Annotated in this window: 22 protein-coding genes; 11 read left to right on the top strand and 11 right to left on the bottom strand. The window is 70.3% G+C overall.

Annotated features, from left to right (window positions below):
* Positions 1–77: 77 nt before the first annotated feature.
* The 8 genes from EJ105_RS20335 to EJ105_RS20370 form a co-directional block, all read right to left on the bottom strand.
* Positions 78–479 (bottom strand): YraN family protein, encoded by a 402-nt coding sequence (locus tag EJ105_RS20335; protein ID WP_250167767.1) that lies wholly within the window; start codon positions 477–479, stop codon positions 78–80.
* A complete protein-coding gene (gene rsmI, locus EJ105_RS20340) occupies positions 472–1,443 on the bottom strand; it encodes a 16S rRNA (cytidine(1402)-2'-O)-methyltransferase (RefSeq protein ID WP_250167768.1) in 972 nt (323 codons plus the stop codon). Before rsmI ends, EJ105_RS20335 begins: the two co-directional genes overlap by 8 nt.
* Positions 1,444–1,497: 54 nt before the next feature.
* Positions 1,498–3,798: a carbamoyltransferase HypF gene (hypF, locus tag EJ105_RS20345; protein ID WP_250167769.1), complete on the bottom strand. Its 2,301-nt coding sequence runs from the start codon at positions 3,796–3,798 to the stop codon at positions 1,498–1,500.
* A 6-nt stretch (positions 3,799–3,804) separates the two neighbouring features.
* Positions 3,805–5,262: a nickel-dependent hydrogenase large subunit gene (locus tag EJ105_RS20350; protein WP_250167770.1), complete on the bottom strand. Its 1,458-nt coding sequence runs from the start codon at positions 5,260–5,262 to the stop codon at positions 3,805–3,807.
* On the bottom strand, positions 5,259–6,278 hold the full coding sequence (locus tag EJ105_RS20355) for an NADH-quinone oxidoreductase subunit B family protein (RefSeq protein ID WP_250167771.1): 1,020 nt from the start codon (positions 6,276–6,278) through the stop codon (positions 5,259–5,261). The genes EJ105_RS20350 and EJ105_RS20355 overlap by 4 nt, the downstream gene beginning before the upstream one ends.
* The gene (locus EJ105_RS20360; RefSeq protein WP_250167772.1) at positions 6,275–7,672 is read right to left on the bottom strand and encodes a sensor histidine kinase; all 1,398 of its coding nucleotides are present in this window, start codon (positions 7,670–7,672) and stop codon (positions 6,275–6,277) included. The genes EJ105_RS20355 and EJ105_RS20360 overlap by 4 nt, the downstream gene beginning before the upstream one ends.
* Before the next feature lie 68 nt (positions 7,673–7,740).
* Positions 7,741–8,691 (bottom strand): hypothetical protein, encoded by a 951-nt coding sequence (locus EJ105_RS20365; RefSeq protein WP_250167773.1) that lies wholly within the window; start codon positions 8,689–8,691, stop codon positions 7,741–7,743.
* 111 nt (positions 8,692–8,802) lie between these two features.
* Positions 8,803–9,444, bottom strand: a complete 642-nt coding sequence (locus tag EJ105_RS20370; RefSeq protein WP_250167774.1) for an alpha-ketoglutarate-dependent dioxygenase AlkB family protein — start codon at positions 9,442–9,444, stop codon at positions 8,803–8,805.
* A gap of 260 nt (positions 9,445–9,704) precedes the next feature.
* Between EJ105_RS20370 and EJ105_RS20375 the strand changes: the two genes are divergently transcribed.
* Complete coding sequence (locus tag EJ105_RS20375; protein WP_250167775.1) at positions 9,705–10,175, top strand: hypothetical protein; 471 nt, start codon at positions 9,705–9,707, stop codon at positions 10,173–10,175.
* A 78-nt stretch (positions 10,176–10,253) separates the two neighbouring features.
* Positions 10,254–10,637, top strand: coding sequence for a VOC family protein (locus EJ105_RS20380; protein ID WP_250167776.1), 384 nt, complete (start codon positions 10,254–10,256; stop codon positions 10,635–10,637).
* A gap of 21 nt (positions 10,638–10,658) precedes the next feature.
* Here EJ105_RS20380 and pncA read toward each other — a convergent pair whose 3' ends face one another.
* Positions 10,659–11,321 (bottom strand): bifunctional nicotinamidase/pyrazinamidase, encoded by a 663-nt coding sequence (gene pncA, locus EJ105_RS20385; protein ID WP_250167777.1) that lies wholly within the window; start codon positions 11,319–11,321, stop codon positions 10,659–10,661.
* 219 nt (positions 11,322–11,540) lie between these two features.
* Between pncA and dnaK the strand changes: the two genes are divergently transcribed.
* Together dnaK and dnaJ are read left to right on the top strand one after the other, a co-directional pair.
* Positions 11,541–13,436: a molecular chaperone DnaK gene (gene dnaK, locus EJ105_RS20390; protein WP_029556482.1), complete on the top strand. Its 1,896-nt coding sequence runs from the start codon at positions 11,541–11,543 to the stop codon at positions 13,434–13,436.
* A gap of 245 nt (positions 13,437–13,681) precedes the next feature.
* A complete protein-coding gene (dnaJ, locus tag EJ105_RS20395) occupies positions 13,682–14,824 on the top strand; it encodes a molecular chaperone DnaJ (RefSeq protein ID WP_029556483.1) in 1,143 nt (380 codons plus the stop codon).
* A 13-nt stretch (positions 14,825–14,837) separates the two neighbouring features.
* Here dnaJ and EJ105_RS20400 read toward each other — a convergent pair whose 3' ends face one another.
* Positions 14,838–15,815, bottom strand: a complete 978-nt coding sequence (locus tag EJ105_RS20400) for an NAD-dependent epimerase/dehydratase family protein (RefSeq protein WP_250167778.1) — start codon at positions 15,813–15,815, stop codon at positions 14,838–14,840.
* Positions 15,816–15,895: 80 nt separating this feature from the next.
* On the opposite strand from EJ105_RS20400, the gene EJ105_RS20405 reads away from it, so the two are divergent.
* From EJ105_RS20405 to EJ105_RS20440, 7 genes are all read left to right on the top strand, one after another.
* A complete protein-coding gene (locus EJ105_RS20405) occupies positions 15,896–16,540 on the top strand; it encodes a TetR/AcrR family transcriptional regulator (protein WP_051678917.1) in 645 nt (214 codons plus the stop codon).
* A 65-nt stretch (positions 16,541–16,605) separates the two neighbouring features.
* Entirely contained in the window at positions 16,606–17,223 is a 618-nt protein-coding gene (locus EJ105_RS20410; RefSeq protein ID WP_024281248.1) for a class I SAM-dependent methyltransferase, read from the top strand.
* Positions 17,224–17,272: 49 nt separating this feature from the next.
* The gene (locus EJ105_RS20415; protein ID WP_250167779.1) at positions 17,273–17,854 is read left to right on the top strand and encodes a histidine phosphatase family protein; all 582 of its coding nucleotides are present in this window, start codon (positions 17,273–17,275) and stop codon (positions 17,852–17,854) included.
* Complete coding sequence (gene pyrF / locus EJ105_RS20420; RefSeq protein WP_250167780.1) at positions 17,851–18,573, top strand: orotidine-5'-phosphate decarboxylase; 723 nt, start codon at positions 17,851–17,853, stop codon at positions 18,571–18,573. Before EJ105_RS20415 ends, pyrF begins: the two co-directional genes overlap by 4 nt.
* 13 nt (positions 18,574–18,586) lie before the next feature.
* Complete coding sequence (locus EJ105_RS28025; RefSeq protein WP_029556488.1) at positions 18,587–19,228, top strand: DUF1330 domain-containing protein; 642 nt, start codon at positions 18,587–18,589, stop codon at positions 19,226–19,228.
* A gap of 26 nt (positions 19,229–19,254) precedes the next feature.
* A complete protein-coding gene (gene dapB / locus EJ105_RS20435) occupies positions 19,255–20,082 on the top strand; it encodes a 4-hydroxy-tetrahydrodipicolinate reductase (RefSeq protein ID WP_250167781.1) in 828 nt (275 codons plus the stop codon).
* A gap of 17 nt (positions 20,083–20,099) precedes the next feature.
* Entirely contained in the window at positions 20,100–20,723 is a 624-nt protein-coding gene (locus tag EJ105_RS20440; RefSeq protein ID WP_250167782.1) for a 2,3-bisphosphoglycerate-dependent phosphoglycerate mutase, read from the top strand.
* A 66-nt stretch (positions 20,724–20,789) separates the two neighbouring features.
* Here the strand turns inward: EJ105_RS20440 and EJ105_RS20445 are convergent, their stop codons facing one another.
* Positions 20,790–21,716, bottom strand: coding sequence for a polyprenyl synthetase family protein (locus tag EJ105_RS20445; RefSeq protein WP_250167783.1), 927 nt, complete (start codon positions 21,714–21,716; stop codon positions 20,790–20,792).
* Between the last annotated feature and the right edge of the window lie 13 nt (positions 21,717–21,729).

A 21,729-nucleotide genomic window follows, 5' to 3' on the forward strand; every position in this document is an offset into this window, starting at 1 on the left:
GCAATCTCCCGCTGGCCCGATTGGGCCTCGCTGTCTCGGCTTTATCTATAGCCGGGCGGCGCGCGCCGCCACTCGGCTCAGAACTCCATTTCAAAAGCACCGGGCAGGTGCTCGGCCTCGCCCGTGCGGGCGAGGAGCACCGCGTCGAAGCGCATGTTCAGCATTGAAAGCTCCGGGTGCTCGGCGAGGTAGGCCTCGGCGGCCGCCGCAATGCGCCGGCGCTGGCGCGGCTGGAGGGAGAAGGCGGCATCGTCGAGCCGCGCCCGCAGCTTCACCTCGCAGAAGACGAGGAGGTCGCCCTGCCGGGCGATGAGGTCGATCTCGCCCGCCTTGGTGCGCACCCGCCGGCCGAGCACGTGGAAACCGTGGGCGCCGAGCAGGGTCGCGGCGCGTTCCTCCCCCGCGAGCCCGCGAGCGTGGGCGGCGCGGCGGCGCAGCTTGCCCGCGTCGGGTGGAGGGCCGGCCGGCGTCTCAGGCATCCGCGTCGGCGTCCCCGGGCTTTTCGTCTCCACGCGCCTGCGCGAGCGCGAGGGCGCGGGCATAGACCTCGCGCTTCGGCCGGCCGGTGGCGCCGGCGACGACCGCGACGGCATCCTTCAGAGACGTATCCTTGAGGGCGCGCAGGAGCGCCGCGTCCACGTCCGCATCGCCGGCCACCTCTTCCAGGGGCGGGCCGATGACGAGGACGATCTCGCCCTTGGGGTCGTCGGCGTCCGCATAGTGGGCGGCGAGGGTGGGCAGATCGGCGCGCCGCACCTCCTCGAACGCCTTGGTCAACTCGCGGCACACGGCGGCACGGCGCGGGCCGAGCACGTCGGCAAGGTCGGCGAGGCTCTCGGCGAGGCGGGGGCCGGTCTCATAGAAAACGAGGGTGCCCGGCACGGCGGCGAGGGCGGAGATGCGATTGCGGCGCTGGCCGGCCTTGGGCGGCAGGAAGCCGTCGAACAGGAAGCAGTCGGTGGGCAGGCCCGCCGCCACAAGGGCCGCGAGCAAAGCCGAGGCGCCGGGCACGGGATGCACGGGGAAGCCCAGCTCCGCCGCCTCCACCACCAGCTTGAAGCCGGGGTCCGACACCAGCGGCGTTCCCGCGTCCGAGATCAGCGCCACACGCTCGCCGGCGGCGAGGCGGGCCAGCAGCTTCGGCCGGGCGCTGGCGCCGTTGTGGTCGTGATAGGCCATGAGGTGGGTCTGGATGCCGTAGCGGTCCAGCAGCCGGCGGGAGATGCGGGTGTCCTCGCAGGCGATCACGTCGGCCGCCGCCAGGGTTTCCAGCGCGCGCACCGTCACGTCGGCGAGGTTGCCGATGGGCGTCGCGACCACGTGCAGGCCCGGCGCAAGGCCGGGGGCGGGCAGGGTGGAGCCGGCGAGGAGGAAGGTTTTCACGACACCTGCGGCGCGGCCTTCGGGGCGGCTGTGCGGGTGCGGACGATGGGGCGTGGTCATGACCCCACCATAGTCCCGCCCGCGCCGGACGGGAACGGCTCCGCCCGCATGGCATCACGCCATATGTCGCGCCGCAGCGACCACCGCCTGCCCCAAGGCGAGGCCGCCGTCATTGGCCGGCACCTCGGCGGGGATGAGAGGGGTGAGGCCGCGCGCGCGCAGCCGGGCGGCGGTCTCCTCCAGCAGCCGGGCATTCTGGAACACGCCGCCGGAGAGGGCGACGGCATGGGTACCGGCCTCGTCTGCCGCCTGCGCCGCGACGGAGACGAAGGCCTCGGCAAGCCCGGCATGGAAGGCGGCGGCCATATCCGGGAGCGGCCGGGCGGCGGCAAGGTCGGCGCGGAGGGCGCGCCAGAGCGGGGCGGGATCGATCTCGATGAGGTCATCCTGCGCGGAGATGGCGAACGGGTAGGGCGCGGCCTCCCCCGCCGCGACGGCCTCCAGCGCCATGGCCGCCTCGCCCTCGTGGGAGAGCCGGTCGGGCGCGAGGCCGAGGAGGGCGGCCACGGCATCGAATAGCCGGCCGGCGGAGGAGGCGAGGGGGGCATTGAGCCCCTTGTCCATCATCGCCCGCAGGGTCGGCACCGGCTTTCCGGCAAACAGCGCGGCGAGGCTGGCGTCGCCATCAACGACGGCGCGGCCGAGCGCCCGGTCGAGGTGCGCGAGCAGCACCCGCCACGGCTCGCGGCTCGCGGCATCGCCTCCGGCGAGTTGGATGGGGGAGAGGCGGGCGATGCGCCGGCTCTCGCGATAGTCGCAGACCAGCACCTCGGCGCCCCACACGGTGCCGTCGTCGCCCAGCCCCAGCCCGTCGAGGGCGATGCCCACCACCTTGCCGTCCGTGCGCCGCCAGCCGGTCTCGGCCATGGCGGCGGCGATGTGGGCATGGTGATGCTGCACGCTCTCCAGCTTGAGCCCGAGCGCCTCGGCGAGGGCGGCGGCGAGGCGGCTGGCGCGATAGTCCGGGTGGAGGTCCGCCGCGATCACCTGCGGCACATGGGCGAAGAGGGCGGCATAGTCAGCCAAAGCGGTCTCGAAGGCATCGCCCGTGGCCGGCTCGTCGAGGTCGCCCAGATGGTGGGAGAGGAGGGCGCGATCGCTGTGGGTGAGGCAGAGCGCGCTCTTCAATTCCCCGCCCATGGCGAGCACCGGCGGCGCCCCCTCGAAATCCTCCGGCAGCGCGAGGGGAAGCGGCGCAAGGCCCCGCCCGCGCCGCATCACGCGCAGTCCGCCGGCGGCGAAGCGCGCCACGCTGTCATCCAGCCGGCGGGCGATGGGGCGGTCGTGCATGAGGAAGCCGTCCACGATGCCGGCAAGGCCGGCACGGGCCTCGTCATCGCGAAAAATCTGCGGCTCGCTGGAGCAGTTGCCGGAGGTCATCACCAGCGGGCGGCCGGTCGCCGTGATCAGCAGATGATGCAGCGGCGTATAGGGCAGCATCAGGCCGAGATGGCTCTGGCCCGGTGCGAGGCCGGGGGCGAGGCCCGCTTCCGGCCGGAGCGGCAGCAGCAGGATGGGCGCGGAGGGGGCGCGCAGTGCCGCCTCTTCCTCCGGTGAGATGACACAGAGACGGTGCGCGGTGGGGAGGTCCGCCATCACCGCCAGCGGCTTGGTGGGGCGGTGCTTGCGCGCGCGGAGGGTGGCGACGGCCGCGGCATCGGTGGCGTCACAGGCGATGTGGAAGCCGCCGATGCCCTTCACCGCGAGGATATGGCCCGACCGCAGCAGTTCGGCCGCATCGATGATGGGATCGGCGGAGGCGATCTCCGTCCCCTCCCGCTCCAGCCACAGGCGCGGGCCGCAGGCGGGGCAGGCGATGGGTTGGGCGTGGAAGCGCCGGTCGGCAGGGTTCTCGTATTCCGCGCGGCAGGCCGGGCACATGGGAAAGCCGGCCATGGTGGTCGCCGGCCGGTCATAGGGCAGGCCGGCGACGATGGAGAAGCGCGGGCCGCAATCCGTGCAATTGGTGAAGGCGTAGCGATGCCGCCGGGCGTTGGGATCGGCGATCTCGGCACGGCAGGCCGGGCAGGTTGCCACGTCAGGCACCACGCCGATGGAGACCGTGCCGGCCCCGCTCTCCACGATGCGGAATCCGGGCTCAGGCACGGCGGCCGGACGGCGCTCCACCCGCTCGATGCGCGCTAGCGGCGGCGCCTCGGCCACCAGAGCCGCGGCGAAGGCTTCGAGAGCCGTGCGCGGGCCGCCCACATGGATCAGCACCCGTCCGCCGGCGTTGGACACTGTGCCGTCGAGGCCGAGGCGCAAGGCGAGGCGATAGACGAAGGGCCGGAAGCCCACACCCTGCACGATGCCGGAAATCTCGATGGTCTCGCCCGCGATGCCCGCCCCTTCCATGGCCGCTCAATGCACCGTGCAGACCATGCAGGGATCGAACGAGCGCACGATGTGCTGCACGGCGAGCGGCGTCGTCTCGCCCTGCCGCACCGGCGCGCCGACGAGGGCGGTTTCCAGCGGTCCGGGCTGGCCGGAGGCGTCGCGGGGGGAGAAGTTCCAGGTGGTGGGGGCGATGATCTGGTAGCGGGCGATGCGGCCGCGCTCCACCACCATCCAGTGGCCGAGCGCGCCGCGCGCCGCCTCGGTGAGGCCGAAGCTGCGGCCAGCCTGGGGCAGGGCGCCCTGCGCGCACCAGGGCTCGCCGGGCTTCAAGGCCCTCACCCAGTTCTCCATGGCGATCAGCGTGCGCGCGGTCTCCACCAGCCGGCCGACAACGCGCGAGCGCACATTGGCGCCCTCCTTGGTCGCGAGGTCGCGGGCGAGCGGCTGGCCGGCGATGACCTGCCGGGCGAAGGCGCCGGTCTCAAAGGGCAGGCCCGAGAGGCGCGGTGCCTTGCACCAGGTGTAGCCGGTCTCGTCGGCGCCGTCGGGAAAAGTCGAGCCCTCGAACGGGTGATGGGGCGCCTCCCGCCCCTCCATGCGGGCGAAGGAATGATCCTCGGCGATGGCCGAGGTGTCGACCGAGCCGAGGCGGCCGCCCGCGAAGGTGCCGGCCGCATAGAGCCGACCCTCCTGCTGCGGATAGGCGCCGTAGGAGAGGAAGCGGTCGTCGGCCCGGCCGAGTGCCGCGAGGCCGAGGTCTTCGGCGATGGTGAGGAACAGGCGGAAATCACCGTCCGGCCCCGTCCGGCGCCAGGCGTCCAGCTCTTCCGCGTCGGCCAGCGCCGCGACGCGCTCCAGCGGCGCGCCGAAGAGGCGGGCCTCAAGGTCCGCGCGCACGGAGCCGAGGGTGGCCAAGAGCCGCATCTTGTCCCGCGCGTCCGCCCCCTTGGCGACGCCGCCGGGCTGGAGTGCCAGGGTGTGCGGCCAGCGGCCGGCGAGCAGGCCCATGACGTGCAGCAGCGTCGTGCGGGTGGCGAGGGCCTCGCGCACGCTCAGCCCGTGCGCCGCCTTGAACCGGCGCTCGGCCTCCGCGAACCACGGCCGGTCCGCATAGGCCGCTCGGGCGAAGTCCGGCATGAAGAAGACGTGGAAATGGGTGAGGTGGTCGGCCAGATTCTCGGTGGCGAGGATGAGGTTGGTGGCGACGCGCCCGTTATCGGTGGGCACCACGCCCTCCAGCCCCGCCAGCGCCAGCGCCGCCGCATGGGATTGCGACACCGAGCAGATGCCGCAGATGCGCGGCGCGATCACGAGGGCGTCGCGCGGATCGCGCCCCTCCAGAATGCGCTCGAACCCCCGGAACAAAGGCGAGGAGACGAAGGCCTGCTTCACGGCGCCGTTCGCCACGTCGAGGCGCACCTCCAGGTCGCCCTCCACGCGGTTGAAGGGGCCGACCACGAGCCGTTTCGTGCCCTCGCTCATCTTTTCCTGATGTCCCGGACGGCGGGCGGGGTGACGACATGATCGCTCACCGCATTGCGGCGCAGGCGTTCGGGCGTTGCCGCCTTGGCGAGGGACGACAAGGCGATGAACCAGGCCTTGGGCATGTCGGTGGGCAGGCCCACGGGGATGCCGCCGATCTTCGGCGTCTCGATGAAGGCGTGGCCCGGCTCCTCGAACTCGGGCGCGGTGCAGTTGATGCAGGCGTGGCCGCCGCGGGTGCAGGAGCCCTCGCCGTTCCACAGGCGGGTGTTGCAGTCCGCATGGGCCTGGGTGCCCAGGCAGCCGAGGTGCTCCATCATGCAGCCGAGGTCGCTCATTTTCTCGGCGCTGGCCTTGTATTCGTAATATTCGTTGCGCGGGCAGCCGTGGTGCACGAGGTGATCGGCGTAGAAGCGCGGGCGTCCGTAGCTGTCGAGGTCGCCGCCGTGCAGCAGGCCGGCGGAGAGCAGCATCAGCGTTTCCGTCACCCAGTTGGGATGGGTCGGGCAGCCGGCGACATTGATGACCGGCAGGCCGGCACGGGCGCGGAAATCGGCGCCCAATGCGCCACCCGGTCGCCTCCCGTCATATTGCAGGCCGCAGGCATCGGCCGGATTGACGCCGGCCGCCGTCACCCCGCCATAGGCCGCGCAGGTGCCCACCGCCACCACATGCTCGGCCACCGCCGCGAGCCGGCGGACCCAGTTGATGGTCGCCGTGTCGGTGCCGGCGAGCGTATGGAAGCGCCCGGTGCCGTTCGGCCCGCGCAGCAGCGCGCCCTCGATGCACAGGGCATCGAGCCGGATGTCGCCGGACAGAACCGCCTCGAACACGGCGATGGCCTCGTCCCCCGTCTCCTCCGAGAGGGTCGGATGCCACAGGAAGCGGATGTTGGCGGAGGCCAAGGTCGCGGCAAGGTCCGGCGCCTCGGCGCACAGCAGCGACATGGTGCAGCCGCCGCAGCCGCCCGATTGCAGCCAGAGCACGGTAAAGGGCGCGTTCAGGTCCCGCATCATGGCGCCGCCGGAAGTACGAGGGAGAGGATGGCGCCGCCGTCCGGATGGTTCGCGGCTTCGAGCCGTCCCTCGTGCTCTTCGGCGATGCGATAGCAGATGGAGAGGCCGAGGCCGGTGCCCTTGCCCACGGCCTTGGTGGTGAAGAAGGGGTCGAAGATGCGGTCCATGAGCGCGTCGGGAATGCCCGGCCCGGTATCGCGCACCCGCACCGCCACCTGCAGCCCGTCCGGGGTCTGGAAGCGGGTGCCAGTGATCTCCAGCCGGCGGTCGGGGCGGCCTTCCATGGCGTCCACGGCATTCTGCACGAGATTCATCATCACCTGATGGATATGGCCGGGATGGCCCACCGCCTCCAGCCCCTCGGGCACGGCGACGGTGATGGGCAGGTCCGGCATCTGGGACTTGGCCACCCAGTCCACCGCCGAGCGGACCACGCCGGCGAGGTCGAACACCTCCCGCGCCTCGCGCCGGTCGGAGGAGAAGCGGCGCAGGTCCGCCACGATGTCGCGCACCCGTTCGGCGCCCTCCAGCATGCCCGAGAGGGTGGCGGGAATGTCGGACAGCGCCCGGTCGATGCGCAATTCGCCCCGCGCCTTGGCGAGGGTCGCGGCATCGGCCCCCGCATGCACCTGATCGAGATAGGCGATCAGCCGCTCGGCGTAGCGCTTCATCGCATGGGCATTGCCGTAGACGAAGGAGATGGGGTTGTTCAGCTCATGGGCGACGCCGGCCACGAGGCGGCCGAGGGAGGCCATCTTCTCCGCATGGACCAGTTGCTGCTGGGTGCGCTTCAGGTGCTCATGGGCCTTGGCTAGGGCGCCGTAGGCGGCGCGCAGCTCGCCGATGGGGCGGCCCACCAGCACGATGCCCACCGCCCGTCCGCGCGGATCGAACCTCAGTGCGCCGTTGACCGCGATGGCGAGCGGCCCGTCCGGCGTCGCCAGTGTAAATTCCCGGTCGGCGATGCGCTGGCGGCGGGCGACGGTGGCGAGCACGTCGGCCGCCGTGGTTTCGGATGAGGGGTCCAGCAGATCGGACAGGGAACGGCCGAGGAGGGCGTCGGCCCTGAGGCCGAAGGCGCGCTCAGCGGCGAGGTTCACCTGCTCCACCCGGCCGGAGAGGTCGCACGCCACCAGCACGTCGGTCATGGAGCCGAGGAGGCCGGCGATGAAGCCTTGCGCCTCTTCCAGCGCGGTGTTCTTGGCCTCCAGCTCCACCTGCTGGCGGACCAGCTCCGCATAGGTCTCGTCCATCTTGCGGATGACGGCGATCCACGCCTCGTCCGCATCGATGGCGCCGAAGTCCGTCCCCGCCCCCGGCAGGGAAAGCGCGCCGGCGAGCGGACTGTCGGGCAGCGGTTCCCTCGGCGCATCCTTGCGCCCGGACATGGGCATGAGCGGTCCTCGGCGGAGGCAGTGACCGCGAAGGGTAATCCCGCGGGTGGTACCGGCGCAATGCGCGCCTAGCGGGACTCCACGCCGTCCCGGAGCGCGCGCAGGCGGTCATAGACGTCGGGGAAGGCGTCGAGCTTGGTCACGCCCACCATGCGGATGTAGGCGGTGGGTCCGAAGCGGATCCACTGCACCACCTTGATGGGCACGCCGGTGCGGGCATCGGCGCCGGTGGCCATCACCTCGAAGCCGGCCTGTCCGTTGATGCGCTGGGGCTCGGCGCGGTCGAGCTTGAGGTCCTTCACGCCGGGAATGGTGGAAAGGGCGCGCAGGGCGAACTGGCGGCGCTCGTCGTCGCGCGGCGCGCCGCCGGCGATGGAGACGACGAACACCGGCTGGTCGGGGCCGTCGAGCGCATCCTTCGGTCCGTCGGTGAGCAGCAGCGTCGTGCCGCCCAGCGCCCGCACGGGGCGGAAACCGGCGAGGTTGGTGACGGCGAAGGGCAGGGAGGTTGCCTGATCGGCGACGCCGCGGAATGTGATGGTGGACAGCGCCTGGCGCACCACCTTGTCGGGATAGCTGGACGCGCCCGCCTCGGGCACCTGCACGGTGACGATGCCCGTGCCCTTGTCGCTGCCCACCAGCAGCACCCATTTACGCACCGTGACCGGTCCGGCCGTCTGGCGGCCGATGAACAGGACCGCCTTCGCGTCCTTCAGGGGGAAGTCCTCGCGGTCTTCCAGGATCACGCCCCGCGTGTTCAGGGCCTGTGCGCTGAAGCCCGGCAGGAGCTGGTCATAGGCATCGGCCGGCATGTCCACCACCAGGATGGAGGACTTCGTCGCGTCGTCCTCGAATCCGGCGAACTGGTTGCTCTCCACCATGCCCGGCGGCGGCACGAGGCCAAGGGCCGAGCCGCGCGGATACATCACCTCGGTCGCACTGGCGGGGGCGGCCAGCGATAAGGCGAAGAGGACGGCGAAGGCGGCGGAGAGGAAGACGGACGTGAAGGCGAGGCGCATCGAGGGCTCCGGCGGAACCCGGCCAAAGCGGGCCTTCGCCTGCGGGCCGGTCTGCCTGTGTCCGGCGGCAATCCGGCTTTTCTGTGAATGACGTGGCGGAAAAGTGGCCGATCACGCGGCGGTGACGCGTCGCAGCGTGAGATTGAATCGCCCGCCCTCCTCGACCAGCCGGGAGGTGCCGGGCAGCAGGCGGTCGATGCCATGGAAGGCGAGGCGGCTCGGCCCGGACAACAGGAATACGTCGCCCGACGAGAGGTGGATGGAGCGCGTCGGCCCCCGCCGCGTTTCGCCGCCCACACGGAAGACGGCGGTATCGCCCAGCGACACCGACAGCACCGGCGCGGTGAAGTCGGCTTCGTCGCGGTCCTGGTGCAGGCTCATGCGGGCGTCCGGCGCGTAATAATTGATGAGGCACGCCTCGGGCGCCGCCGATCCGCCGGCGAGACGCTCCCACAGCTCCATCAGTCGCGGCGGCATGGCCGGCCAGGGGCAGCGCGTGTCCGGGTGGAAGCTCTGGTAGCGGTAGCCGGCGGCATCCGACACCCAGCCGAGCGGCCCGCAATTGCTCATGCGCACAGAGAAGGGTTGGCCCGAACGCGGCATGGTGGGGGTGAAGAGGGGCGCTTCGTCCAGCACCGCGCGGATGTCGGCGAGGAGCAGGGCTTGCGCCTCCCGGTCCAGCGCCTCGCGGAACCAGAGGGCGCCGGGCTGGAGTTCGAGGGGAGCCGGCGTTGCCGCCGCAGATCCCGTCATCGCCCGGACGCCACGATCTTTGCGCACGTGATCTTGGCAGATTGAAGAAGAGGCGGCAGCGGCATGGTGGCTTTCCCTTGTCCTGACGCCGGTTTTAACAAGGTAGTAACTATATATTTCATCTCAGGTTTCGGCCATATGCCGACAGAATCCCCGCGGACGATGCCTTCCCGGTGCTGAGGTCGGGAAGAGGAGTTGTCGTCATGCGCAATCATCTCCTGTCGAATGGTCTTTTTTCTCGAGGCCGGGCGCGTCCGGTGATGCTGTCCGGTCTGGTCGCTGTCGCCTTCCTCCCGCTGGTGGTCGCCGGGGGCGTCTCCCCCGCCGCCGCCCAGACCACGGTGGCGGTGCCCGGCGGCTATGTGACCTTCACGCCGGTGCAGCGGCGCTACATCGAGACCTATGTGGTCCGCCACCCGGTTCCGCCGGCCTATATCCCCGGCGGCTTCGTCGCCGAGGTGGGCGCGGTGGTGCCGCCCGACGTGGACCTGCGCCGCTTCGGTGCCGCCCCGGAGCCCTATGGCCGCTACGGGCAGGCGGTGGCGCAGGAGGACTATGGCCAGCCGGGCGACGGCGCGGACTTCGACGACGACGAGGGCTACCAGACGCTGGACGAGGCCGGATACGCGCCGGGCGCCGGCCTCTCCCAGTACCGCTACGTCACCCTGCCCGGCAATGAGGCGGCGGTGGTGGAGCCGCGCTCGCGGCGGATCATCCTGATCGTGGAGTAGGTCTCGCCCTGCGTGGCGGCGGCGCCGTGCCTCGGGCATAGTGCCGCCGGCCATCCGGCCGGTTCGAGGGAGGCGCCGATGGGCCCGCACGGGAAATTCTACTGGAACGAGCTGATGACCGACGACGTGGAGAAGGCGCAGGCCTTCTATGCCGCGACGCTGGGCTGGACTTTCAGCGAGATGCCCATGGACGGCGGCCACGCCTATTACGTCGCGATCCTCGGCGGCGAGCCGGTGGCCGGGATGATGGACAAGACCGAGATCCTGCCGCCGCAGGTGCCGCCCCACTGGTTCAGCTACATCAATGTGGACGATGTGGGCGCGCGCGTGGAACTGCTGAAAGCGGCCGGCGGGCAGGTGATCCGTGAGCCTTTCGACATTCCCGGCGTCGGCCGCATCGCCATCGTCTGCGATGCCACCGGGGCGCCGTTCGGCATGATGACCGCCGCCGATCAGGGATAGTCCGCCGTCGCGGTCATTCGTTCAGGTGAGAAGGTCCGCCGCCGCCAGCCGGCGGACCGCGACCCTGTCCATGTCGGCAAGGGCGGCTGCCAGCGAGCCGTCCACGTCGATGGAGCGGCAGGCGTCCTCAATCACGTAAGTGGTAAAACCGTGCCGTGCGGCGTCCACTGCCGACCACGAGACGCAGAAATCCAGGGCGAGGCCGGCGAGATAGACGGTATCGATCCCCCGCTCCCGGAGGTATCCGGCAAGGCCGGTGGGCGTGGTGCGGTCGGCCTCGTAGAAGGTGGAATAGCTGTCGATGGCCTTGTGGTGGCCCTTGCGGACCACCAGTTGCGCGTGGGGCACGTCCAGACCGGGCGCGAAGGCGGCGCCCGGCGTGCCTTGCAGGCAATGGTCCGGCCACAGGATCTGCGGGCCGTAAGGCAGATCGATCATGTCGTAGATCGCCCGGCCGGGATGGGTCGAGGCGAAGGAAATGTGCCCCTGCGGGTGCCAGTCCTGCGTCAGGATGACGTTGCGGAAGCCTGCGGCGAGCCGGTTGGCGAGGGGCACGACGTCATGGCCGCCGGGCACCGCAAGGGCGCCGCCGGGCAGGAAGTCCACCTGCAGATCGACGAGGATGAGGGCCGTGCGCGGATCGGCTCCGGGACCGGGCCCGGCGGTTGGCTTCAAGGGGGCCATCCGTTTTCCTCGCGCGGCTGTGAAAAATGGAGCGTGGCGCCTGCTACCATGCCTTGCGGGGCCAAATCACCCCCCCTATATGCGCCTCGATCGCTGTTTTCGCGGCGAACCCCAATTCTAAAGTTTCAGGGGGCCGGCGGATCGGTCGCGAGAGGGGCTCGCGGCCCTCCACCTCGGGTGCCGCAAGGGCCCGGTCGGCCTGCCGGCAAGGAGAATCATATGGCCAAGATCATCGGTATCGACCTCGGCACCACCAATTCCTGCGTCGCGGTGATGGAGGGGTCCACCCCGAAAGTCATCGAGAACGCCGAGGGCGCGCGCACCACGCCCTCCATCGTCGCCTTCACGGAGGACGGCGAGCGTCTCGTCGGTCAGCCTGCCAAGCGGCAGAGCGTCACCAATCCCGAGCGCACCTTCTTCGCGGTGAAGCGCCTCATCGGCCGCCGCTATGACGACCCGACCGTCGCCAAGGACAAGAACCTTGTGCCGTACCAGATCGTGCGCGCCGACAACGGCGACGCCTGGGTGGAGGCCGACGGCAAGAAGTATTCCCCCTCGCAGATCTCCGCCTTCATCCTGCAGAAGATGAAGGAGACGGCCGAGTCGTTCCTGGGCGAGAAGGTGGAGAAGGCGGTCATCACCGTCCCCGCTTACTTCAATGACGCCCAGCGCCAGGCCACCAAGGACGCGGGCCGCATCGCCGGCCTCGAGGTGCTGCGCATCATCAACGAGCCCACCGCGGCGGCTCTCGCCTACGGCCTCGACAAGAAGTCGGCCGGCACCATCGCGGTCTATGACCTCGGCGGCGGCACCTTCGACGTGTCGGTGCTGGAGATCGGCGACGGCGTGTTCGAGGTGAAGTCCACCAACGGCGACACCTTCCTCGGCGGCGAGGACTTCGACATGCGCCTCGTCGGCTACCTCGCCGATGAGTTCAAGAAGGAGCAGGGCATCGACCTGCGCAACGACAAGCTCGCCCTCCAGCGGCTGAAGGAAGCCGCCGAGAAGGCCAAGATCGAGCTGTCGTCCGCGACCCAGACCGAGATCAATCTGCCCTTCATCACGGCGGATGCGACCGGCCCGAAGCACCTCACCATGAAGCTCACCCGCGCCAAGTTCGAGGCGCTGGTGGACGACCTCATCCAGCGGACCGTCGAGCCCTGCCGGCTCGCGCTCAAGGATGCCGGCCTCACCGCCGGGCAGATCGACGAGGTCGTCCTCGTCGGCGGCATGACCCGCATGCCCAAGGTGCAGGAAGTGGTGAAGCAGTTCTTCGGCAAGGAGCCCCACAAGGGCGTCAACCCGGACGAGGTGGTCGCCATCGGCGCCGCCATCCAGGCGGGCGTGCTCCAGGGCGACGTCAAGGATGTGCTGCTGCTCGACGTGACCCCGCTGTCGCTGGGCATCGAGACGCTGGGCGGCGTGTTCACCCGCCTCATCGACCGCAACACCACCATCCCCACCAAGAAGAGCCAGGTGTTCTCCACGGCTGAGGATGGCCAGACCGCGGTGACGATCCGCGTGTTCCAGGGTGAGCGCGAGATGGCGGCGGACAACAAGATCCTCGGCCAGTTCGATCTCATGGGCATTCCCCCGGCGCCCCGCGGCGTGCCGCAGGTGGAGGTGACCTTCGACATCGATGCCAACGGCATCGTGCAGGTCTCCGCCAAGGACAAGGGCACCGGCAAGGAGCAGCAGATCCGCATCCAGGCCTCGGGCGGCCTGAATGACGCCGACATCGAGAAGATGGTGAAGGACGCCGAGGCCCACGCGGCCGAGGACAAGAAGCGTCGGGCCCTGGTGGAAGCCAAGAACCACGCGGAAGCCCTCGTCCACTCCACCGAGAAGGCCGTCGCCGAGCATGGCGACAAGGTCGGCGCGGCGGAGAAGGGTGCCATCGAGGCGGCTTTGAACGACCTCAAGTCTTCGCTGGAAGGCGACGACGTGGAGGCGATCACCGCCAAGACCAACACCCTCGCCCAGGCCTCCCTCAAGCTCGGCGAGGCCATGTATGCGGCCCAGCAGGGCGGCGCGGAGCCCGGCGCGGCCAAGAAGGACGACGTGGTGGACGCCGAGTTCACCGAGGTCGACGACGACAAGAAGAAGTCTGCGTGACTTTGAAAAGGACCGGCGGGCCAGCCCCGCCGGTCTTTCGCCGCCGCGGCGGCCATTTGATTCGCGCCGTTTCAGGCGTTATTCCCCGGATTGACCGGGCGCAGGCCGGACGCAGCGCCGACCCTTCTTCCAGATGCTGAGCGGGGTGCGTGAGGCTGGGGACCGGCATCCGATCGCTATTGCAGGATGGCCGCTCAAGACAGAGCCGGCGTGGCAAGTGCCAGTGTGGCAGGTGAAGGCAGACGATGGCCAAGCGCGATTATTATGAAACCCTCGGCTGCGATCGCGGCGCCGACGAGACGGTGCTGAAGGCCTCCTACCGCAAGCTCGCCATGAAGTGGCATCCCGATCGCAACCAGGGCGATGCGGAAGCCGAGGTGATGTTCAAGGAGGTCAACGAGGCCTACGAGGTCTTGAAGGACCCCCAGAAGCGCGCCGCCTATGACCGCTTCGGCCATGCCGCGTTCGAGAACGGCGGCGGCGGACCCGGCTTCGGCAACGATTTCGCCTCCTCCTTCGCCGACATCTTCGATGATCTCTTCGGCGGCGCCATGGGGCGCGGGCGCGGCGGTGGCGGCGGCCAGCAGCGCGGGCGCGGCTCAGACCTGCGCTACAATATGGAGATTACCCTCGAGGAAGCGTTCGTCGGCAAGACGGCGCAGATCAAGATCCCCACCTCCGTCGCCTGCGAGGCCTGCAACGGCACCGGCGCCAAGCCCGGCACCCAGCCGAAGGCCTGCCGCACCTGCGGCGGCGCCGGCAAGATCCGCCACGCGCAGGGCTTCTTCACCCTTGAGCGCACCTGCCCCACCTGCCAGGGTCGCGGCAGCGTCATCGAGGACCCGTGCGGCGCCTGCGCCGGCGCGGGGCGTGTGACGCGCGAGCGCACCCTCTCGGTGCAGATCCCGCCCGGCGTCGAGGACGGCACCCGCATCCGCCTCGGCGGCGAGGGCGAGGCCGGCGTGCGCGGCGGGCCGGCGGGCGACCTCTACATCTTCCTGTCCATCGAACAGCACGCCTTCTTCCAGCGGGAGGGGGCGGACCTCTATTGCCGCGTGCCCATCTCCATGGTCACGGCGGCGCTGGGCGGCGCGGTGGAAGTGCCGACCATCGACGGCGACAAGACCAAGGTGAAGATTCCCGAGGGCACCCAGTCGCAGAAGCGCTTCCGCCTCTCCGGCAAGGGCATGCCCATCCTGCGCTCGCGCTCCGCCGGCGACATGTATGTGCAGGTGGTGGTGGAGACGCCGCAGAAGCTGACCAAGCGTCAGAGGGAACTGCTCGCGGAATTCGACAAGGAAAGCTCCGGCGAGACCCATCCCGAATCCGCCGGCTTCTTCGCCAAGGTGAAGGAATTCTTCCAGGGCGCGGCCGGCGAGGGGGCCTGATCCCCGCCGGCGGTCAGCCGGCGCGCGCCGCTTCCATGCATCGGGCGATGCCGTCGGCATAGGACGTCTTCGCGACGGGGCCGATGGCCCGTTCGAGGGCGCTGCCGTCGAAGATGACAGGCGTGGTCATCAGATAGTGCATCTCCACAAGCTCGCGCATGACCGGATCGAACAGGCCGGCGAGGCGCAGCATGGTCTTGCCCGCGACCATGAGCTTCGGCGCGCTTCCCGCCAGAGCATAGGCCTGCCGCGCCACCTCCCGCACCGTGATGGTGCCCGCCCCCGCGAGATTGTAGCTGCGACCGAAAACCTCCTCTCGGCCGAGCAGGGCCCGCACCACCGGTCCCACGTCCGGCACGAAGACGAATTCGTGCGGGGTGTCGATGGGCCCCACCACCTTGGCCCGGCGTCCGGCCGCGGCGGCGGCGAAGAGGTCCGCGAGGAAACTGCGCGCCACGCCGGGGCCGTAGAAATCGGGCAGGCGCAGGATCAACCCCCGCAGCGCGCCGCGCGCATCCGCCTCCATCAGGATGTCCTCCTGCTCCTTGCGCATCTGCCCCTTGAAGGTGTGCGGCATGCGCGGATGGCTCTCGTCCACGCGCGCCGCCTGCGGCCGGCCGAACGGATAGGCGGTGCCGATGAGCAGCACCCGCCGCACCCCTTCCGCCTCGGCCGCCTCGACCACGGCCCGCATGAGACGGGGATGGAGGTGGAAGGCGTCATAGGGCACGCCCACCATGTGCACGAGCGTATCCATCCCGCGCACGGCGGCCCTCAGGCTGGCCATGTCCTCCGGGTTCCAGACGCGCGGGGTGGCGAGGGGGTGCCCTTGGAACGCGGCCGAGAGGCCGGCGGCGGAGCGCCCAACCACCGCGAACGGCGTGCCGGCCGCGCTCAGGGCCTGGGCGATGCTGCCGCCGATGGCGCCGGTCGCCCCGACGAGGGCGATTCGGGGCGCGTCCACGGCTTGCAGGGGAGCGGGGGTGGTCATTATGGTGGGGTCCTGAACAATGTTCACTAAACATCGTTCATAAACTGAACATTGTTTATGTCAAGCGGCAGGGAGCCGTCGTGTCCGAAGTGAAGTCCTCGCCTCCGCCCGCGGGCGGCTCGACGCGCGCCCGTCGGAAGGAAGATGCCCGCGCCCGCATCCTCGCCGAGGCGCGCCGGATCGTTCTCGACCAGGGGTTCGAAGCGCTCACCATGCGCCGCATCGCCGAGGCCGCCGGCTATTCGGCGGCAGCGCTCTATCTCCATTTCGAGAATCGCGAGGCCATCGCTCGCGAGCTCGGCGAGGCCGGCATGCGCGCCCTCCTCGACGCCCTGGCCGAGGCGGGCAAGACCGTGGACCCGCTCCAGCGGCTCAAGGCCCTGGGGCTCGCCTATGCGGCGTTCGGGCGCGCCGAGCCCGAGACCTACCGGCTGATCTTCATGGAGCCGGGCTTCGCGGCGACCGCGCTGGGCGGAAAGGATGCGGCCGGGGCGGCGGCATTCGCGCTCATCGGCGGCGTGTTCCAGGATCTCGCGACCGCCGGGCGGCTGCGGGACGGACTCGACATCGAGAGCCTCGCGCTGACCTTCTGGATCGTCCTGCACGGCATGGTCAGCCTGAAGCTCACCTGCTCCGCCTTTCTCGTCGCTTCCGAGGAGGATCTCCTCGCGACAGCCCTCGACAACCTGCTTCACGGGGCCCTGCGCCCGAACCGCGAACCTTGACCCGGCCCCCTTTCCCGTCTAAGCGCCTGATATCCGACCCGCTCGGGCGCCCCGAGGTGCAGTTGATGCTCCAGTCCCACGACCACCGCAGGCCGCTCCAGAAGCCCCTGCTCCAGAAGCCGAACCTCAAGGACGAGGTGCGTTTCCTGCAGTCGTGGTTCCAGAATCCGCTCAAGACCGGCGCGGTCGCGCCCTCGAGCCCGGCGCTCGCCAAGATGATGGCGAGCTACCTCGATCCCAAGATGGATGGCCCGGTCATCGAGCTTGGACCGGGCACCGGTCCGGTCACCAAGGCGCTGATCCAGCGGGGCTTTGCCCCCGAGCGCCTGTTCCTGATCGAGTACAATCCCGAATTCTGCGCCCTGCTGCGCCTGCGCTATCCCGGCGTCACCGTCATCAACGGCGATGCCTACCAGCTCGGCAAGACGCTGAAGGATCGCCTGCCCGGCAAGGCGGTGGGCACCATTTCGTCGCTGCCGCTGTTCACCATGCCGGAGAGCGAGCGCCACCGGATGGTCAACGAGGCGTTCGACCTCTCCCATTCCGGTATGCCTTTCGTGCAGTTCACCTATGCGGTGGTCTCGCCCGTGCCGCTGCTGCCGGGCGCCATCGAGGGCGAGCGTTCGCCGCGGGTGTGGCGCAACATCCCCCCGGCCCGCGTCTGGGCCTATCGCCGGCCCTGATCCTCTCCCCGGCCGGTCCGGCGCCGGTCTTACGCCGCCGGTGCCGCCCGTGACGGATTTCCTCTATCTGACCCATCCTCAGGTCCAGGTGGACCCGGCCGTCCCCGTGCCGCGCTGGGGCCTGTCCACCGTCGGGCGGGCGCGAACGCTGGCGTTTGCCGCGCGCTTCGATCTCTCCGGCATCAGCCATGTCATCTCCTCCACCGAGGAGAAGGCGAAGGAGACCGCGGCGCTCATTGCGGCGCCCCTCCGGCTTCCGGTGATCATCCGCGACGGGATGGAGGAGAACGACCGCTCCGCCACCGGCTACCTGCCCGAAGCCGAGTTCCAGCAGATGGCCGACGCCTTCTTCGCCCGCCCCACCGAGAGCGTGCGCGGCTGGGAGCGGGCGGTGGATGCGCAGGCGCGCATCGTCGCGGCGGTGGAGGCGGCACTGGCGGCCTTCGGCGGGGCGGGACAGCGTCTTCTCTTCGTCGGCCATGGCGGCGTCGGCACCTTGCTTCTGTGCCACCTGGCGGGCTACCCCATCTCCCGCGTCCACGACCAGCCACCGGTCGGGGGCGGCTGCTGGTTCCGCGCGGGTCCCGCGCGGCGGCCGGACCGCTGGCGCGCAATGGAGGAGACGGCATGACGCAGGTTGTTCAGGGCACCCCGATCCGCGCGGATGTCCGCGACAAGCTCATCGTCGCCCTCGACTATCCCTCCGTCGCCGCCGCCGAGGCTGCCGTCGCGCAGCTCGGCGACGTGGTGAGCTTCTACAAGATCGGGCTGGAGCTGGCGGTCTCGGGGGGCATTGACCTCGCCGCGGACCTCATCGCCGCCGGCAAGAAGGTGTTCCTCGACCTCAAGCTGCACGACATCGGCAACACGGTGGAGCGGGCCACCGCCGCCGCCGCCGAGCGAGGCTTCGACATTCTCACAGTCCACGCTTACCCCATGACCATGGCCGCCGCCGCGCGTGGTGCCGCCGGGAGCAAGCTGGAGGTGCTGGGCGTCACCGTGCTCACCTCCTATGACGATGCCGACCTCGCCGCCACCGGCGTCACCGGCGGTGTCACCGAGACCGTGCGCCTGCGCGCCGGGCAGGCGCGGGATGCCGGCATCGCCGGCGTCATCTGCGCCCCCACCGACGCCGCCATGGTGCGCGCCATCCTCGGCCCCGACCGCCGGGTGGTCACGCCGGGCGTGCGGCCGAAGGGGGCGGCGGTGGGCGACCAGAAGCGTATCGCCACGCCGGCCGAGGCGCTGGCGGCGGGTGCCGATCGTATCGTGGTGGGCCGTCCGGTGACGGCGGCCGAGGACCCGGTCGCGGCGGCACAGGCGATCCTTGCCGAACTTCAGGGTGCGTGACGGGGGCGGAGCGATGGCAAAGGGCTACTGGTTCCTCAATCTCGATGTGGTCAATCCGGTGGACTACATCACCTACCGGGAGGCGACCTTCGCCTACGCCCGGTCGCACGGCTTCCGCTACGTGATCCGCGGCGGCGATTTCGAGCAGCTCGAAGGCATCAAGCGCCATCGCAACGTGCTGGTGGAACTGCCCTCGTATGAGGATGCTGTCACCCTCTACGATGCGCCCGACTACCGGCCTGTGCGCGATCTGCGCGGGGCCACCGCCATCGCGGACCTCGCCGCGGTGGAGGGCTTCGACGGCCCGCAGCTCTCGCCGGAGCCGCCGGAGGGCACGGCCGACAACCCGCGCGGCTACTGGATGGTCAAGGTGGATGTGACCGATCCCGATCGGTACAAGGACTATGCCGCTGCCGCTGCCGAGGCCTTCACCGAATACGGTGCGTGGTTCCTGGTACGCGGGGGGCGCAATCATCTTCTGGAAGGCCATGGCCGTTCACGGTATGTCGTCACCGCGTTCAAGGACGTGGCGACGGCGCGCGCGTGCTATTTCTCTCCCGCCTACCAGAAGGCGCGAGCGATCCGGCAGGAGGCGTCGGTGGCCGACTTCCTCATCATCTCCGGCTATACCGGGCGCGAGCTGCCACCCGCCTGAGCGCGGCCCATTTTAAGGACACACCCGTGACCGATCTGCGCATCGTCATTGCCGGGGCCGGCGGCCGCATGGGCCGCACCCTCATCCGCGCCATCGCCGAGACCGAGGGGCTGAAGCTCGTGGGCGCGCTCGAATATGCCGGCTCCCCCCATCTCGGTGAGGATGCGGGCCTGATGGCGGGCGCGGCACCGAACGGCGTCACCGTGGAAAGCGACGTCGCGCCTTCGCTGAACGGCGCCGACGTGGTGATCGACTTCTCCACCCCCGCCGCCACGGTGCGCCTCGCCGGCCGCCTTGCCGAGGCCGGGATCGCCCATGTCATCGGCACCACCGGCCTCTCCAACGAGGACAATGCCGCCATCGCCGATGCGGCGCTGCGCACGGTCATCGTCAAGTCCGGCAACATGAGCCTCGGGGTGAACCTGCTTGCCGCCCTGACCCGCCGGGTGGCGGCGACGCTGGGCGACGACTTCGACATCGAGATCGTGGAGATGCATCACAACCGGAAGGTGGATGCCCCTTCGGGAACCGCGCTGCTGCTGGGCGAGGCGGCGGCGGCGGGCCGCAACCGCAGGCTCGACGACTGCTCCGAGCGCGGCCGTGACGGCATCACCGGCCCGCGGGTGAAGGGCAATATCGGCTTTGCCAGCCTGCGCGGCGGCTCCGTGGTGGGCGAGCACATGGTGATCTTCGCCGGCGCCTCCGAGCGCATCGAACTGGTTCACAAGGCCGAGGACCGCACGCTCTTCGCCAATGGCGCGCTTGCCGCCGCCCGTTGGACGAAATGCGGAGAGACCAAGCGGGAGCCGGGGCTCTATTCCATGGCCGATGTGCTCGGCCTCGCCGATTTCTGAGTGTCTGGAGACTTTTCATGTCGGATCGCATCCTCGTCCTCGTCCGTCACGGGCAGAGCGAGTGGAACCTGAAGAACCTTTTCACTGGCTGGCGTGACCCCGACCTCACCGAGCAGGGCGTCGCGGAGGCAAAGCGCGCGGGCGCCCTCCTGAAGGCCGAAGGCCTGAAGTTCGACGTCGCCTTCACCTCGCTCCTCTCCCGCGCCCAGCGCACCCTGTCGCTGGTGCTCGGCGAGATGGGGCAGGAGGGCGTGGAGACGCTGGCCAGCCAAGCGCTGAACGAGCGGGACTACGGCGACCTCTCCGGCCTCAACAAGGATGACGCCCGCGCCAAGTGGGGCGAGGAGCAGGTGCATGTGTGGCGCCGCTCCTATGACATCCCCCCGCCCGGCGGCGAGAGCCTGCGCGATACGGTGGCCCGCACGCTGCCCTATTACAATCAGGAGATCCTGCCGCGCGTGCTGCGGGGCGAGACCACGATCGTGACCGCCCACGGCAATTCGCTGCGCGCCCTCATCATGGTGCTGGAGAAGCTGTCTCCCGAAGGCATCATGAAGCGCGAGGTGCTCACCGGCGTGCCGATGGTCTACCGGATGCGCGCCGATTCCACCGTCGAGGACAGGCGCGACCTCGCGGTCTGAGGACGGCCTTCTGAGGACGCCTGTGGAGGCGGCCGGTTCGCCGGCCGCTCCCATCCGAAAATGTACTCAGCTGCGCCGCGCGGCCACGAACCGGGCGGCTTCGGCCAGGGTCTCGCCGCGTGCGCCGAATGGCGCCAGCGCCTCCGCTGCCTCCGCCACCAGACGATCCAGCAGCCGGCGCGCCTCGGGCAGGCCGAGGCGGGAGACCAGCGTCGCCTTTCCGGCGGCGGCATCCTTGCCCACCTTCTTGCCCACCTCTTCCGCCGTGCCTTCCACGTCGAGGATGTCGTCGGCGATCTGGAACGCCGCGCCCAGCGCCCGCCCATAGGCAAGGAGCGCCGCGCGCTGGCCCGCATCCGCGCCGCCGAGGATCGCCCCCGTCTCGGCCGAGACGGCGAGCAGGGCACCGGTCTTCATGGCCTGCAGGTCGCGGATGGCGTCTTCGCCATGGGCGAGGGGCGTGCCGCCGGTAAACCGCCCTTCGGCGGCGAGGTCCAGCATCTGCCCGCCCACCATGCCGCCGATGCCCGCCGCCCGCGCCAGCGCCCGCACCAGCGCGATGCGCACGGCGGGATCGGGATGGGCGTCCTCGCCCGCCAGCAGGTCGAACGCGAGCGTCAGCAGCCCGTCGCCGGCGAGGATGGCGGTGGCCTCGTCATAGGCCTTGTGGACGGTGGGCCGGCCGCGCCGCAGGTCGTCGTCGTCCATGGCCGGCAAATCGTCATGGACGAGGGAATAGCAGTGCACGCACTCGATGGCGGTGGCCGCGGTCACGGCAGCCTCCGCCGTGACGCCGAACAGGGCCGCCCCCTCGATCACCAGGAAGGGCCTCAGCCTTTTGCCGCCGCCCAGCGCGCCGTGGCGCATGGCGCCCATCAGGCGCTCCGGCCGCAGCCGTTCGCCGGGCAGCGCCGCCGCGCCGAGCGCGGTGGCGAGCCGGGTTTCGGTGATGGCGGCGGCGGCGTCGAGACGATCCTTGAGGGAAGAGGTCACCGGGTGGCCTAGC

Origin of the sequence: Xanthobacter aminoxidans (genome assembly GCF_023571765.1) — a bacterium.
In the GTDB taxonomy this organism is placed as follows: domain Bacteria; phylum Pseudomonadota; class Alphaproteobacteria; order Rhizobiales; family Xanthobacteraceae; genus Xanthobacter; species Xanthobacter aminoxidans.

Coding starts and splice junctions, on each gene's coding strand:
- EJ105_RS20335 (WP_250167767.1), bottom strand. CDS start 479: ATGCCTGAGACGCCGGCCGGCCCTCCACCCGACGCGGGCAAGCTGCGC.
- rsmI (WP_250167768.1), bottom strand. CDS start 1,443: ATGACCACGCCCCATCGTCCGCACCCGCACAGCCGCCCCGAAGGCCGC.
- hypF (WP_250167769.1), bottom strand. CDS start 3,798: ATGGAAGGGGCGGGCATCGCGGGCGAGACCATCGAGATTTCCGGCATC.
- EJ105_RS20350 (WP_250167770.1), bottom strand. CDS start 5,262: ATGAGCGAGGGCACGAAACGGCTCGTGGTCGGCCCCTTCAACCGCGTG.
- EJ105_RS20355 (WP_250167771.1), bottom strand. CDS start 6,278: ATGATGCGGGACCTGAACGCGCCCTTTACCGTGCTCTGGCTGCAATCG.
- EJ105_RS20360 (WP_250167772.1), bottom strand. CDS start 7,672: ATGCCCATGTCCGGGCGCAAGGATGCGCCGAGGGAACCGCTGCCCGAC.
- EJ105_RS20365 (WP_250167773.1), bottom strand. CDS start 8,691: ATGCGCCTCGCCTTCACGTCCGTCTTCCTCTCCGCCGCCTTCGCCGTC.
- EJ105_RS20370 (WP_250167774.1), bottom strand. CDS start 9,444: ATGACGGGATCTGCGGCGGCAACGCCGGCTCCCCTCGAACTCCAGCCC.
- EJ105_RS20375 (WP_250167775.1), top strand. CDS start 9,705: ATGCTGTCCGGTCTGGTCGCTGTCGCCTTCCTCCCGCTGGTGGTCGCC.
- EJ105_RS20380 (WP_250167776.1), top strand. CDS start 10,254: ATGGGCCCGCACGGGAAATTCTACTGGAACGAGCTGATGACCGACGAC.
- pncA (WP_250167777.1), bottom strand. CDS start 11,321: ATGGCCCCCTTGAAGCCAACCGCCGGGCCCGGTCCCGGAGCCGATCCG.
- dnaK (WP_029556482.1), top strand. CDS start 11,541: ATGGCCAAGATCATCGGTATCGACCTCGGCACCACCAATTCCTGCGTC.
- dnaJ (WP_029556483.1), top strand. CDS start 13,682: ATGGCCAAGCGCGATTATTATGAAACCCTCGGCTGCGATCGCGGCGCC.
- EJ105_RS20400 (WP_250167778.1), bottom strand. CDS start 15,815: ATGACCACCCCCGCTCCCCTGCAAGCCGTGGACGCGCCCCGAATCGCC.
- EJ105_RS20410 (WP_024281248.1), top strand. CDS start 16,606: ATGCTCCAGTCCCACGACCACCGCAGGCCGCTCCAGAAGCCCCTGCTC.
- pyrF (WP_250167780.1), top strand. CDS start 17,851: ATGACGCAGGTTGTTCAGGGCACCCCGATCCGCGCGGATGTCCGCGAC.
- EJ105_RS28025 (WP_029556488.1), top strand. CDS start 18,587: ATGGCAAAGGGCTACTGGTTCCTCAATCTCGATGTGGTCAATCCGGTG.
- EJ105_RS20440 (WP_250167782.1), top strand. CDS start 20,100: ATGTCGGATCGCATCCTCGTCCTCGTCCGTCACGGGCAGAGCGAGTGG.